The organism is Candidatus Manganitrophus morganii (assembly GCA_021651055.1).
GTDB classification, from domain to species: domain Bacteria; phylum Nitrospirota; class Nitrospiria; order SBBL01; family Manganitrophaceae; genus Manganitrophus; species Manganitrophus morganii.
In genome coordinates this window covers 3633482-3647201 of sequence record JAJHOH010000001.1, presented here as the reverse complement: position 1 = coordinate 3647201, position 13720 = coordinate 3633482, and the positions used below count along the sequence as shown (strand labels likewise).

Genomic DNA, 13720 nt, shown 5'->3' with positions numbered 1-13720 from the left:
GTCACCCGAACTGCATATGAAACGATTGCTTTATCCACATCGACAGTTCTTTTACCCGATGCGGCTTCTTTTGCCGGTATTGCTCCTCTCGGCAATCGTCTCGGCCATGCCGACGGCGTCGCCTGCCATTGCGGCGGAAGACCTCAAAGAGGCCGACGCCTGCCGGGACGGTCTGAGAGCCTCCCCCGACCGGAAAAAATTCCGGGACAATTGGGAGCGATGCATTCAAAAATATGAAGAAACCCGCGCCTTCAAGCAAAACGACGGACAGGTCCTCTTTGAGATCGCCCGGCTCTACCAGGAGCTATACCTCTACTCCGATCGGAAGGACGACCTCCAAAACGCGAGGGAACACTATCGAAAGATCTCCGAGAAATCATCCGAATCGTCCCTTTGGAAAGAAGCCCGGCGGCAGATCAATCGAATCGAAGCGCTGGTTGGACCGGCACCCGCTCCCGCACCGGAGGCGACCCTCCTTTCCAATATCTCCAACATCCGGCATTGGGCCTATCCCGATTATACCCGCGTCGTTGTCGATCTTGATCGGCCGGCCCCTTTCAAAGTTGAGAAATCTTCTCCCACTTCCCTGACCGTCCGCCTTTCCGATGCCGCCCTGGGAGATCTTTTCAAAAAAAACCGGTCGATCGTCGTCCGTGACGGATCCCTGAAGCGGATCGAGGCAAAACAAAACGCGCAGAATACGGTCGATGTCGTCCTGACGTTCAAGCAGCTCGGCTCACATAAAGTGATCCCGCTCAGCGATCCCGACCGGGTGGTGATCGATGTCACCAACGGCAACCAGAAGACCGTGACGGCCCGCGCCAAGGAGGAGTCCGCCGAACCCGACGTGATGGCGCTGCTCCCGCCGCCTTCCCTGTTCACGATCAAGACCATCATGATCGACCCCGGACATGGGGGAAAAGATCCGGGCGCCATCGGGGTCAATGGCTTGGAGGAGAAAGAGGTCGTCCTCGACGTTTCCCTCCGTCTGAAAAATCTGATCGAGAAGAAACTCAAGAAAAAGGTGATCATGACCCGCGATCAGGATGTCTTCATCCCCCTCGACGAGCGGACCCTCATGGCCAATGCAGAAAAAGCCGATCTCTTCATCTCGGTGCATGCCAACGCGAGCCCGAAGAGGAATACGCAGGGGATCGAGGTTTATTTCCTCGGCCGGGCCACCGATGATCGGGCGATCGAGGTGGCGGCGCGCGAAAACGCCACCAGCGAAAAAGCGGCGCGCGATTTTCAAGAGGTGATCTTGAACGACCTGGAACGCGATTTTAACATGAATGCGTCGCTGGAGTTGGCCCATATCACCGAGGGGGCCTTCGTCGATCATCTGATCTCGAAATATCCGACCACCTCCCTCGGCGTGAAGCGTGCCCCTTTCTATGTATTGGCCCACACGAACATGCCGGCCATTCTCGCTGAAATCTCCTTCCTGACCCATCCGGCCGAAGGGAAACGCCTTCGAAGCGCCGCATACCGGCAGAAAATCGCCGAGTCCCTCTTCCGAGGAATCGAGCGATACCTTGATTCCGCCCAGGCCGACTCATAACGAAAATGGCCGGGAACCTCATCAAGCTGACCCTCGAATACGACGGCACCCACTACCACGGCTGGCAGATTCAGCCCCGCCTTACGACCATCCAAGGAACCGTTGAAAACGCCTTACGGCGACTCACCGGAAAGCCGGTCCGGATCACCGGCGCCGGACGGACCGATGCCGGGGTCCATGCCTTCGGCCAGGTGGCTCACTTCGCCCCGCCGGTCCGGTTCGATTCCGACACCTGGACCCGCGGGCTCAATGCCCATCTGCCGGATGACATCGCCGTTCGATCGGCCGAAGAGATCCCCGCGTCGTTCCACGCGCGGTTTTCCGCGAAGCGAAAAACCTACGTCTATTTCGTCTACAATTATCCGCGCCGTTCTCCCCTTCACCGGCGGACGGCATGGCATGTTTTTCAGCCGTTGGATCTTTCCAAAATGAGGAAAGCAAGCCGCTTGCTGATCGGCCGTCGCGATTTCACATCGCTCTGCGCCGCCGCCGGCGAGGCGGAGGATCGGATCGTCGATCTGGAAAAGATCGATCTCCGGAAAGAAGGGGACCGGATTCGGATCACCTTTCAAGCCCCGCGCTTCCTGCAGTACATGGTCCGGAATTTGGTTGGATTGCTTGTGGAGGTAGGGCGCGGCAGAAGGGCCGCTTCAGAGGTTCCTGAGATTTTGGAGGGACGCGATCGCCGCCTGGCCGGTCCCACCGCCCCGCCGCAGGGCCTCTTTCTGATGCGGATCGATTATTGACGTCTCTGCTTCCCGACCGTCCGGTCGCGCTTTATTTCCTCTACCGGAGCGGGACGGCTCGGCAGGCGTTCTCCCCGTTTAAATTGGATCGCAACCATCACCGCCCCAAGAAGGAACATCGGCAGGCTGAGGAGCTGCCCCATCGAGAGAGGGCCGAGGATCAATCCCAATTGCGGGTCGGGCTGACGGAAGAACTCGGTGATAAAACGAAAGAGACCGTAGAAGAGAAAAAACGACCAGAAGACAACCCCGCGCGGCACTTTTCGACCGGAGAGGACCCAGAGGATGAGAAAGAGGACCGGGCCTTCCAATGCGGCCTGGTAGAGCTGGGAGGGATGGCGACACGCCTCATCCGCCTGCGGGAAGACCATACACCAGGGGACATCGGTCGGTCGGCCCCAGAGCTCGCCGTTGATGAAGTTCCCGATCCGTCCCAACCCGAGGCCGACCGGCACCGCCGGCGCCGAGACATCGGCCAGGTCGTAGAAGGAGTATTGATACCGTTTGCAAAAAAGGGTGCCGGCGACCAAAACGCCGATCAGCCCCCCATGAAACGACATCCCCCCCTCCCAAACGGCAAAGATCTTCAAGGGATTTTCAAGGTAGAAACCGGGATTGTAGAAGAGAACATACCCGAGGCGGCCTCCCAAGATGACTCCGATCGCAACGTAGAGCATCATATCGGAGATCTCTTCCTTCGTGATCCTGAGCCCTCTCCGGACCGCCGTCGCGCGGATGATAAAGATCGCCGCGATAAAGGAGACAGCATACATCAACCCATACCATCGGAAAGCGAGCGGACCGATCCGGATGAAGACCGGGTCGATATCGGGGTATTTGATCATAATCCTCTTAAAACGCGTGAGGAGTAAGGGGTGAGGAGTGAAGAGATAAACCGTGAATCTCCTCACTCCTTCCTCCGAACTCCTCACTGCTTCGAATATTCATTATGGTGTTTGCAATCCCGGAGTGAATCCCGGCGCGCCGGAGCTCGGTCTCTCGACCCGCTCTTCGGCTTCCGGCTTTCCGACCTTCTGGGAAACCTTTTCGACCACCTTATCGATCAGTTCGGGGATCTTTTCGTAAAGGGCATCGAGACCCTTCCCCTTGCCAACATTCAGCAACGAGACGCTCTGATCCTTAACGACGAGGAACGCGATCGGCTCCACCTTCACGCCCCCTCCCCCGCCGACCCCTTCCCCCTGCTGGGACTGTCCGCCGCCGCCGACGCCGATTCCCATCGAAATCCGGGAGACCGGGATAATCGAGACATTGCCCGCCTGAAACGCCTCGCCGATGATGGTATCGGTGTTTGCAATCACTTTGAGCTGCTCTAAAAGCGTCTTCATCAAATCTTCTGCGATACTCATGCTGAAACCTCCTCTTTTCTGACACGATCCGGATGTCGAATCTCACGAAATACGGAAAAGACTTCACGATAGGGTAATTTAAAAAGAAGCCGAAGGGTTGGAATCATCATTCGGTATAACGGCAGCGCGAACGCCCCCACGAAGCGGTTCTCGCCCCAGAAATTCACCCCGAGATGAACCCGCTTCATCTGGACCCCCTGAAAGGAACCGTAGCAGATCCCATTGATCATCGGATCATCGAACGAGAGGTCCAACCGGAAATGTGAGATAGAAAAAGCACGCAGCAGCTCCAGCGTATACTTGATGGAAAGCTCGGCCAGTTGGATCATCAGAGAGCGGTGAGACAGCAGAACGGAGACGAACGAAGGTCGCGCTTCCTCCTCTTCAGCCGCTTCTTCTTGGGAAGGCGGGCCGGGAGGGGGAGCGGCCGGCCTCTTTTTTTTCATTTGAAACCGAATACCGAAAAGTCCGATCTCCACCCTTTTGTCCGAAAAACGGAACGCCAGACTCAAGAAAAACCATCGGACGGAGAAACGCTTCTCTTTAGAATCGACAACGAAGCGGAATGGAACGACGAGCAGGAGCGCCATTAGAACGGCGATGAACAGAACGACCACCCAGCCGATCGACATGATGGAAATCTCACTTGAGAAGGGGTTAGGAAAAGAAATTAATTAAATATAACACAAACGAAAATCAAAAAGAAAGAAACGGAGGGGAGAAATCTACCAGGCGACGCTGACGCGGGCGGGCTGGTTCGATCGATTGCTGTAATAAATAAATCCGTTTTGGCGGCCGTAGAAGTGAAGGTCGCGCGTGATGCGAACATCCTCTTTGCAGTAGAGAGCGATGCTGGCGAAATTCCCTTCGCGGTACCATCGGATCGCCTTGAGACCGTCGGCCGTTTTTCCCGCCTTGAGGGTCGCCGCGGCCAGGCTGTCGAGCTTTGGACGAAATCCGAGAATCGGATGAAGATAGGTCATCAAATCGAGCGTAGGAAGCGTCGAGAGGTTCACATCGGTATAAGGCGCGAGGACCGAATAATCGAAACCGAGAATGTTGTATCCGATGACTCGATCGGCCGCGCGCAGCTCGGAAATCAAAGCCGGGATATCCTCCTCTTCATACCCCCGAAACCGTTCGTCGCGCGTCGAATAGGTCACCCCGAACGAGAAACCCATCCGGTGCTTGTTTTCCCATCCTCCCACTTCTTCCGCGCTCTTTTGCGTTTCGAGGTCGAAGTAGACAATATTCATCAGACCCCCGGCCCGTTGAACATGACCTGTGAAGAAAAGATTCCGTGACTCTACGTAATTTTTACGATTGATGTCAAGAAATTCCTCATGATCGTGAACATCTTATTTCAAATCTGATCACGATCCCTTGCAAGATCGAACTCCATCCGATATAGTACCCATCTTAAGTAAAGTGATCTTCTCAAAAACGATGGTGGACAAAATTGCACCTATCTTATAAAATGAGTTTGATGTCCTACTTCAAACGTTCATCAAAATCCGAATCGACCAATCGAAGCGAATGAGGACGCCCGACAAATGAAGGTAATCGCCGCAGGGTTAACCGATGTGGGTCGTGTTCGTCGATCCAATGAAGACAGTCTCGGACTCTTTCCCGAGCATAGCCTCTACATTGTGGCCGACGGAATGGGAGGCCATGCGGCGGGCGAAGTCGCCAGCAAAATGGCGGTTGAGCTGATTAAGGAATTCTTCTCCTCCACGGAAATTACGGAACAGACGGAAGAGATGAAATTGGCCCGGGCCATCAACCACGCAAACCAAAGAATTCACGAGGCGGGCGAAAAAGACGCCGCGCTCAGTGGGATGGGAACCACGGTCGTTACCGTCATCGCCCGAAACGAGGAGATGCTCATCGGCTTCGTCGGCGACAGCCGGGTCTACCTTCACCAGAACAATAAGACGCAACAACTGACGCAAGATCACTCGTTGGTGAACGAGTATGTCCGAAAGGGCCTCCTCACCCCCGAAGCGGCGGAGCGCCATCCGCTCAAACATGTCATCAGCCGCGCGCTCGGCACCAGCCCCGCCGTGGAGGTGGAAACCGTCCGTCGGACCCCAGCCACCGGAGATATTCTTCTTCTCTGTTCGGACGGCCTCAGCAACAAATTGACCCTTGAAGAAATCAGCGCCATCCTGACCCAAACGCGGGATAATCTCGAAAAGACATGCAGCGCCCTCATCGAGAAAGCGAAAGAAAAAGGGGGCGAAGACAACATCACGGCGATTTTGATCGGCTATCGTTAAGCAATCCCCATCTCCTTCCCCCATTCGGCACAGATGAAAAAGATTCTCGTCATTGACGATGAGATCAGCGTTCAGGAATCCTTCCGGAATTTCTTGAAGCAAGAGTACGCCCTTGTTTTCGCCTCCGACGGCGAGGAAGGGGTGCGGCGTTTTCAGGAAGCCTTCCCTGATCTGATTCTCCTCGATCTGATCATGCCGCGCATGGATGGGATGGCGGCGCTCAAGCGAATTCGCGAGGCCGACGAAAAGATCCCGATCATCATGCTCACCGCGACCCGGACGATCAAAACCGCGGTCGAAGCGATCAAGGCCGGCGCCGACGACTATCTGACCAAGCCGTTCGACCTGGAAGAGCTCAAGTGGCTCTTGGCCAAGACCCTCTCCAATCGCGACCTTGAAAAAGAAGTGCAAGCCCTTCGGACGGAAGTTTCCAAGCGGTACGGGTATGAAAACATCGTCGGGAGCAGCGGGGCGATTCAGGCGGTCTTCGAAAAGATCCGACACGTCGCCGACACCAAAACGACCGTGCTCCTGCTGGGGGAAAGCGGCACCGGAAAAGAGCTGGTCGCCAAGGCCCTTCATTACAACAGCAGCCGACGGAATCATCCGTTCATGGCGATCAATTGCGCCGCCATCCCGGAAACGCTTCTTGAAACCGAGCTCTTCGGCCACGAGCGCGGGGCGTTTACCGACGCACAGTCGCGACGGATCGGGCGATTCGAGCAAGCCGATCACGGAACGCTTTTCCTCGACGAAGTCGCAGAGCTTTCGCCCCCCTGCCAAGCCAAAATCCTTCGCGCCTTGGAAGAGCGGAAATTCATGCGGGTCGGCGGATCGGATCTCATCGAAACCGACGTCCGGGTCATCGCGGCAACCAATAAAGATCTGGAAGAAGAAATCCGCAAGGGACGTTTTCGGGAAGATCTCTATTATCGGATTAATGTCATTCCGATCTTCCTCCCCCCGCTTCGCCAAAGAAAGGAAGATATCCCGCTCCTCATGAAGCACTTCCTCGACAAGAAATCGGCGGCGGAAGGGCTCCCCCTAAAATCGATCACGGCGGAAGCGATGGAAATCCTCTCTGGCTATGAATGGCCGGGAAATGTCCGCGAGATCGAAAATCTGATCGAGCAAATGGTCACCCTCTCCTCCTCTCAACGGATTGATGTAGACGACATCCCTCTCGCGATCCGAACGAAACCGGGCCGATCCGGTTCGAACGACTTGATCTCTTTTAGAGAGCTGCCGTTGGAACAGGCGGTCGAGCAGCTCGAACGGCAGATGATCTCACACGCCCTTGAACAGAGCCGTCACGTTCAGACGCGCGCAGCGAAGCTCCTCGGCATCTCCCGGCGGCAGTTAAAATACAAAATGGATGCGCTTGGTTTGAGCGGAAAAGAAGAGGGAGGAGATTAGAAAAAGCCTTGATCTGATCAATTCAGAATGCTCTGAAACTCCGCAATCCGCATTCCGCATTATTTTTCTTTGGAGCCGATGAGTCGCTCCACATACTTCCCGATGAGATCACTTTCCAGATTCACCGGGGCGCCGATCTCCTTCAGGCCCAATGTCGTGACCTTGGCGGTATGAGGGATAATCGAAAGGGTCACGCTCCGGTCGGTCAAGCTGTTGATCGTCAGGCTCACCCCATCGACGGCGATCGATCCTTTTTTGATGCAGTACTTTAAAATGTCCGCCGGCGCTTCAATGGTCAGAATGATCGCATTCTCTTCCTGTTTTCGGTCGCGGATCACCCCCACCCCTTCGACATGCCCCGAAACAAGATGCCCGCCGATCCGGTCCATGATCCGCATGGCTCGTTCGAGGTTGACCGGATCGCCCGCCTTCAGACCGCCGAGGGTCGTCACCCGCGCCGTTTCAGGGGAGAGATCGACGGTGAACCCGCTTTCAATCAAGGCGGTCGCCGTCGTACAAACCCCGTTGACCGTCACGCTGTCTCCGATCTCAAGATCATCTAAAACGGTCTTCGCCAAGAGGGTCAATCGGATCGACTGAAGATTCCGATCGATCGTTTTGACCACCCCAATCTCTTCGATGATACCGGTAAACATTCTCCGTCACTTCGCCTTTAAATGAATAGTGACCGCCGCCGGATAAAGCGCCCCGCGGTCCTCTCTTCGTTTCGCTTCCTTCAAGAGGGGAACGACCCCTTCCGAGAGCCGTCCCTCGAAGCTTTTCTGGCCGTTGGTATAGACCGTCACCGGTTTTGAAAAATCAATCAACGCGCGATTGAAGAAGAGGGTGTACGTTTCGACCCGCTCGGTATTGACATCGACCCGGTTATCCTTCACCTCCGCGGTCAACGAAGGGAAGGCCCCCTGCTTCACCCGATCCGCCTCCTCCTCATCGAAAATCGATCCGAAAACGCTGGCCGCCTCCCCCTCGGCTTGATTGATCTCGGTCCAATAAAAGGGCTGCAAGTGTTCCGCATCTCGGATGGAGACTACTCGGGCCGGATAAGGGTCCCGGCGCTGCCCTTCAAACCACGCCATCAACTCCGGCAATTCCTCCCTTGGGAAAAAGTGACCTCCCGCCATCGGATGAAGGCGGTCGTGCTCGCGATAGGTATAAGGAATCTCCTGCTCTTTCAGGTACTCGCTGATCTTCCGCGAAAGAATCACCGGCATCACCTCATCCTGGGCCCCATGGACAATGTAAATCCCGGTGGAGGAGAAATTCCGAAGAAAGGGAAAGATCTCGTCGGGAATACCCGCCGCCATCGGGGAGATCGCGGCAAAACGATCGGCGTGGAACATTCCGATGAGATAAGTCCCGATCCCTCCGTTCGACATGCCGGTCAGGTAAACCCGATTGGGATCGATGTGGTACTTCGATCGAACGTCGTCGATCACCGCGGTCACCAGCGCCTCCCCTCCCGGGGTCCACCAGGCTCCCCCCATCATCGTCGGACAGGCCAGGACCGTTTTCTCCCCCAGCCGGGCCTGCCACCGCTCAAGATAACTGTCCCCGGTGAAACCGGCCCCATGCAGACAGACGATCAGCGGGTAAGCGGCGGCCGGATCGTAACTCTCCGGAACATAGAGGGCATAATCGGCCGGCTCCCCTTCAATCTCAAGCTCCAGATGCAATGCTCCTACTCGCGGTTCCAGCGGATAGATGCCGTTTTGAATCGCCTGCTCGATCTGCTCTACCGTCACCCCTTTTTTGTTTTGGATCTCTTTGAGCAGCGTCTCCGATTGATTCGGATCTCCCGAGGCCAAGAACTGTTGGACCAAAGGATTGAGCTCTTCCTGCGGCGGCGCCGGATCGCCTGAGGCGGAGGAGGGAACATGCTGGCTTGGAGCACATGCGGAGCAGAGGATGAAGAAGAAAATCCAAACGCGAATCGGGTTCATGAACGGCCTCCTCTTTCTTTTTTCTTCAGATAACCCTCAATGCGAAAATCCCCTCCGATCTCTCGAACCTGGACCTCCTCCAGGAGGAGCGCCTCTCCGAGACCCGGGATCGCCTTTCCGGCGACGGCGCTTCGCGCATCGTCTCCGCAGAGAAGCTTCGGGGCGACATAAAAAATCACTTTGTCAACCACGCCGGCGCGAAGCGCCATGCCATTCACCCTGCCCCCTCCTTCGATCAACACGCTGGTAATCCCCGCCTTTCCGAGCCGCTTAAAAATATCGTCGAAGGAGATTTCCCCATTTGCCTGAGGAAGAAGGGCCACCTGGACTCCCGCCTTCTCCAATTTTCGAATTTTTTCGGCGGAGGCCGAGGAGGTCGTGATGAGGAAGGTCGGCGCCTCTGAAAGGGAGGTGACCAGTTTGGCTTTCAGCGGGATCTTGAGATCGGGATCGATGACAATCCGAATCGGGTTCCTCATCCCCGGCCGGCGCGCCGTCAGCATCGGGTCATCGGCCAGAACGGTCCCGATCCCCACCAGGACCGCGTCGACCTCGGAGCGAAGGTGATGGACCTCCAACCGCGCCGCCTCTCCGGTGATCCAGCGGGAAGATCCCTTCGCCGTCGCAATCCGGCCGTCGAGGGTCATTGCGGCTTTGAGGATCACAAACGGTTTCCCGGTCGTAATGTATTTGATGAAGACCTCGTTCAACCGCTCCGCCTCTTCACGGAGAACTCCCTCCGTCACCTCCATCCCCGCCTTCCGGAGTTGCTCCAGTCCCCCTCCGGAGACAAGCGGATTCGGATCGGTCATGGCGGCGACCACCCGGCGGAGGCCGCTTTTTAAAATCGCATCGGTGCAAGGAGGGGTTCGCTTTTCGGTGTGGCAACAGGGCTCGAGATTGGTATAGAGGGTCGCCCCCTTCGCCCGCTTTCCGGCTTGGGTGAGGGCGATCACCTCGGCGTGGGGGGCGCCCGGACCGGGATGGAATCCTTCGCCGACGACGGCGCCATTTTTGACGATCACCGCGCCCACCATCGGATTGGGGGAGGTTTTCCCGCGTCCCTTCCGGGCGAGGCGAAGTGCGCGTTTCATATAATCGACGTCCGTTTTCGGCATGACGCTACTATATAAGCGGGCCTGGTAGGATGTCAAATCGGCGGCAAATTTCTTGAAAAAAGCGCTGCGTTCTTCTAGCGTCTCTCACGAGAACCCTGATTAAGGAGCAAAACCTCTAATAATCTTCCATCGTCTCTTCCTTGATGATTTTCCCCATTTCATCTTCTCCTTCTTCACTGCGAAGAACGGAGTGCACTTTCTTCTGAAGCGTCTCGGCCTTCTCCCAGCTCTCCGCGAAAAGAATTCCCTCAGTAAAGGAGCCGGCGGGGCCGAGTTTGGCTTCGGGGAAATCGGATTGCATCAGCTCAAGCTGTTCGAGTTTGGAGAATTTGACCCAGACCGCCGGCTTGGCCGGAATTTTCAAGACGGGGTCAATCTCGGTCGGCTCTTTTGCAAAGCGGTACCAAGAGAGACCGAACTCGTGAAGGTCCTCCGCTTCATCATCGGGCACAACCTTCACCGCCCAGACCGTTTGAATTTTCATGATCGCTACCCCCAAAAACGTAGGGGCGTATTGCAATACGCCCCTACAAGGAACAAACTGGATTTTCTAACAGATCAGACCGTCGCGCGGTGGCCGCCGTCTTTTCCCTTCATCTTTCCCCGGACCATCGCCTGCGCCGCCGCAAGCCGCGCGATCGGCACACGGAAAGGAGAGCAGCTGACATAGTTCAGGCCGATCCGATGGCAGAATTCCACCGAGCTCGGCTCGCCCCCATGTTCGCCGCAGATTCCGATCTTCATCCCGGGTCGAGCCGATCTCCCTTTCTCCACCCCCATTTTCATGAGGAGACCGACCCCCTCTTGATCGATGGCGACGAAGGGATCTTGATCCAAAATCCCCTTGTGGACGTAGTCCGGCAGGAACCGCCCGGCGTCGTCGCGGGAAAGACCGAAGGTGGTCTGGGTTAAATCGTTGGTTCCGAACGAGAAGAATTCGGCCTCTTTCGCGATCTGATCGGCCACCAGCGCGGCGCGCGGCAGCTCGATCATCGTCCCGATCGTATAGCTGATCTTCTTTTTGTATCGGGCCATGACCTCCTCCGCCGTCCTGACGCAGAGGGCTTTCATCTCCGAGAGCTCTTTAATGTGAGCGACCAGCGGGATCATCACTTCCGGGATCACCTTCAACTTCTCCTGCGCCAGCTCGCAGGCCGCTTCGAAGATCGCCTGCGCCTGCATTTCGTAGATCTCGGGGAAGGTGATGCCGAGCCGGCAGCCGCGATGGCCGAGCATCGGATTGAATTCATGGAGGCTCCTGTTCTTGGCCCGAAGCAGATCGACGTGAATCCCCATTTCGCGGGAGAGCTCTTCGAGATCTTCTTCCGTCTGCGGCAGAAATTCATGGAGCGGCGGATCCAAGAGGCGGATCGTCACCGGCAGCCCCTTCATCTCGCGGAAGATCCCGATGAAATCCCCCTTCTGCATCGGAAGCAGTTTTGCCAACGCGCGCTTCCGCCCCTCCAGCGTGTCGGCGAGGATCATCTCCCGGACCGCCTTGATCCGGTCCCCCTCGAAGAACATATGCTCCGTCCGGCAAAGCCCGATCCCCTCCGCCCCGAATTCGCGCGCGACGCGGGCGTCATGCGGAGTGTCGGCGTTCGCCCGGACGTTCAGCTTCCGGGCGGCATCGGCCCATCCCATCAAGGTTTTGAAAGAGCCGCTCATCTCCGGCTGGATCAGATCGACCTGGCCGAGGATCACCTCTCCTGTCGAACCGTTGAGGGTGATGTAATCTCCCTCTTTCACCGTCACGTCGCCGACGGTGAAGAACTTTCGCTCCTCATCGATATGTAAAACCCCGCAGCCGGCGACACAGCACTTTCCCATCCCCCGGGCGACCACCGCGGCATGCGAGGTCATCCCCCCGCGCGCCGTGACGATTCCTTCCGCCGCGTGCATCCCGCCGATATCTTCCGGCGAGGTCTCCGTCCGGACTAAGATCACCCGCTCGTGCCGCTCTGCCATATGCTGCGCCTCTTCCGCGGTGAAGACGACCTTGCCGATCGCCGCCCCCGGAGAGGCTGGAAGTCCCTTGGCGATGATCCGGACCTTCGCCTTCGGATCGATCATCGGATGGAGCAGCTGATCAAGCTGCACAGGGTCGATCCGCAGCAATGCGGTCTCTTTCGTGATGACCTTTTCCTTGACCATATCGACGGCGATCCGCATCGCCGCCGCCGCGGTCCGCTTGCCGACCCGCGTCTGAAGCATGTAAAGCTTCCCTTCTTGGATCGTAAACTCGATGTCGAGCATATCCTTGTAATGTTTTTCCAGCTTCTTGTAGACCGCCATGAGATCGCGGTAGGCTTTCGGCAGTTTTTGCTTTAAGGCGTCGATCGGCAGGGGGGTCCGGATGCCGGCCACCACATCTTCTCCCTGCGCGTTAAAGAGGAACTCCCCGAAGAATCGTCTCTCCCCGGTCGACGGATCGCGGGTGAAGGCGACACCGGTTCCCGACGTCTCGCCGAGATTTCCGAAGACCATCGCGACAACGCTCACGGCGGTCCCCCAGGTGTCGGGGATGTTGTTCAGCCGGCGATAGGTCATTGCCCGCTGGCCGAACCAGGAATTGAAGACGGCGTTGATGCCGAGCCGAAGCTGCTCGATCGGATCTTCCGGAAAATTTCGCCCCGTTTCATTCAGGACGATCTTCTTGTAGGTCTGGACCATCTCCTTGAGCGCCTCGGCCGGAAGATCGGTATCGAGGCGGGCCCGCAGCTGCGACTTCTTCTCTTCGAGGGCCTTCTCGAACTTGTCCCGCTTCACTCCCATGACAACACTGCCGAACATCGAGATGAACCGGCGGTACGCATCGTAACCGAACCGTTCGTTCTTCGATTTTTCGATGAGGCCGAGGACCGTCTGGTCGTTCAGGCCGAGATTTAAGACCGTGTCCATCATCCCCGGCATGGAGGCTTTTGCCCCCGACCGGACGGAGACCAGGAGAGGACGCTTCGGATCGCCGAAACCGCACCCGATCGATTTCTCGACCCGCTTCAACGCGGCGAGCGCTTCTTCCCACATCCCCTTCGGATAGCTCTTTTTGTTGTCGAAGAATTCAATGCAGGCTTCGGTAGTGATCGTAAATCCGGCGGGGACCGGGATGCCGAGGCGGGTCATCTCCGCCAGGCCGGCGCCCTTTCCCCCCAGGAGATCCTTCATGTCTCCCCGTCCATCCGCTCGGCCGTCGCCGAAGTAATAGACATATTTTTTCTTCGTTGCCATCAAGTTCCTCCGCTCTTTTCTGAAAACGACCTAGATTTTTT

The 13720-nt window shown here is 56.9% G+C and carries 13 protein-coding genes; 4 read left to right on the top strand and 9 right to left on the bottom strand.

All coding sequences use genetic code 11. The features are described from left to right. The first annotated feature begins 16 nt into the window (after positions 1-16). The gene (locus MCM46_16725) at positions 17-1561 is read left to right on the top strand and encodes an N-acetylmuramoyl-L-alanine amidase (protein ID MCG3113461.1); all 1545 of its coding nucleotides are present in this window, start codon (positions 17-19) and stop codon (positions 1559-1561) included. 5 nt (positions 1562-1566) lie between these two features. Further along, positions 1567-2307: a tRNA pseudouridine(38-40) synthase TruA gene (truA, locus tag MCM46_16720; GenBank protein ID MCG3113460.1), complete on the top strand. Its 741-nt coding sequence runs from the start codon at positions 1567-1569 to the stop codon at positions 2305-2307. On the opposite strand, the gene lgt is transcribed toward truA, so the two are convergent. The 4 genes from lgt to MCM46_16700 form a co-directional block, all read right to left on the bottom strand. Next, positions 2301-3152, bottom strand: a complete 852-nt coding sequence (gene lgt / locus MCM46_16715) for a prolipoprotein diacylglyceryl transferase (GenBank protein MCG3113459.1) — start codon at positions 3150-3152, stop codon at positions 2301-2303. The genes truA and lgt overlap by 7 nt on opposite strands. A 102-nt stretch (positions 3153-3254) precedes the next feature. After that, positions 3255-3677, bottom strand: coding sequence for a hypothetical protein (locus MCM46_16710; GenBank protein MCG3113458.1), 423 nt, complete (start codon positions 3675-3677; stop codon positions 3255-3257). Continuing rightward, positions 3674-4309, bottom strand: a complete 636-nt coding sequence (locus tag MCM46_16705; protein MCG3113457.1) for a hypothetical protein — start codon at positions 4307-4309, stop codon at positions 3674-3676. The genes MCM46_16710 and MCM46_16705 overlap by 4 nt, the downstream gene beginning before the upstream one ends. 93 nt (positions 4310-4402) lie before the next feature. After that, entirely contained in the window at positions 4403-4933 is a 531-nt protein-coding gene (locus tag MCM46_16700; protein ID MCG3113456.1) for a ribonuclease H-like domain-containing protein, read from the bottom strand. Between the two features lie 297 nt (positions 4934-5230). Between MCM46_16700 and MCM46_16695 the strand changes: the two genes are divergently transcribed. Together MCM46_16695 and MCM46_16690 are read left to right on the top strand one after the other, a co-directional pair. Then, positions 5231-5956, top strand: a complete 726-nt coding sequence (locus MCM46_16695; protein MCG3113455.1) for a Stp1/IreP family PP2C-type Ser/Thr phosphatase — start codon at positions 5231-5233, stop codon at positions 5954-5956. 33 nt (positions 5957-5989) lie between these two features. Then, entirely contained in the window at positions 5990-7372 is a 1383-nt protein-coding gene (locus MCM46_16690; GenBank protein MCG3113454.1) for a sigma-54 dependent transcriptional regulator, read from the top strand. A gap of 59 nt (positions 7373-7431) precedes the next feature. On the opposite strand, the gene MCM46_16685 is transcribed toward MCM46_16690, so the two are convergent. From MCM46_16685 to ppdK, 5 genes are all read right to left on the bottom strand, one after another. Continuing rightward, positions 7432-8028: a riboflavin synthase gene (locus MCM46_16685; protein MCG3113453.1), complete on the bottom strand. Its 597-nt coding sequence runs from the start codon at positions 8026-8028 to the stop codon at positions 7432-7434. A 6-nt stretch (positions 8029-8034) separates the two neighbouring features. Next, entirely contained in the window at positions 8035-9333 is a 1299-nt protein-coding gene (locus MCM46_16680) for a hypothetical protein (GenBank protein MCG3113452.1), read from the bottom strand. Beyond that, a complete protein-coding gene (ribD, locus tag MCM46_16675; GenBank protein MCG3113451.1) occupies positions 9330-10451 on the bottom strand; it encodes a bifunctional diaminohydroxyphosphoribosylaminopyrimidine deaminase/5-amino-6-(5-phosphoribosylamino)uracil reductase RibD in 1122 nt (373 codons plus the stop codon). The genes MCM46_16680 and ribD overlap by 4 nt, the downstream gene beginning before the upstream one ends. Positions 10452-10566: 115 nt before the next feature. Beyond that, positions 10567-10935 carry a hypothetical protein gene (locus MCM46_16670; protein ID MCG3113450.1) on the bottom strand — a complete coding sequence of 123 codons (369 nt, stop codon included), beginning with the start codon at positions 10933-10935 and terminating at the stop codon, positions 10567-10569. A 74-nt stretch (positions 10936-11009) separates the two neighbouring features. Further along, positions 11010-13679, bottom strand: coding sequence for a pyruvate, phosphate dikinase (gene ppdK / locus MCM46_16665; protein MCG3113449.1), 2670 nt, complete (start codon positions 13677-13679; stop codon positions 11010-11012). Positions 13680-13720 lie beyond the last annotated feature (41 nt).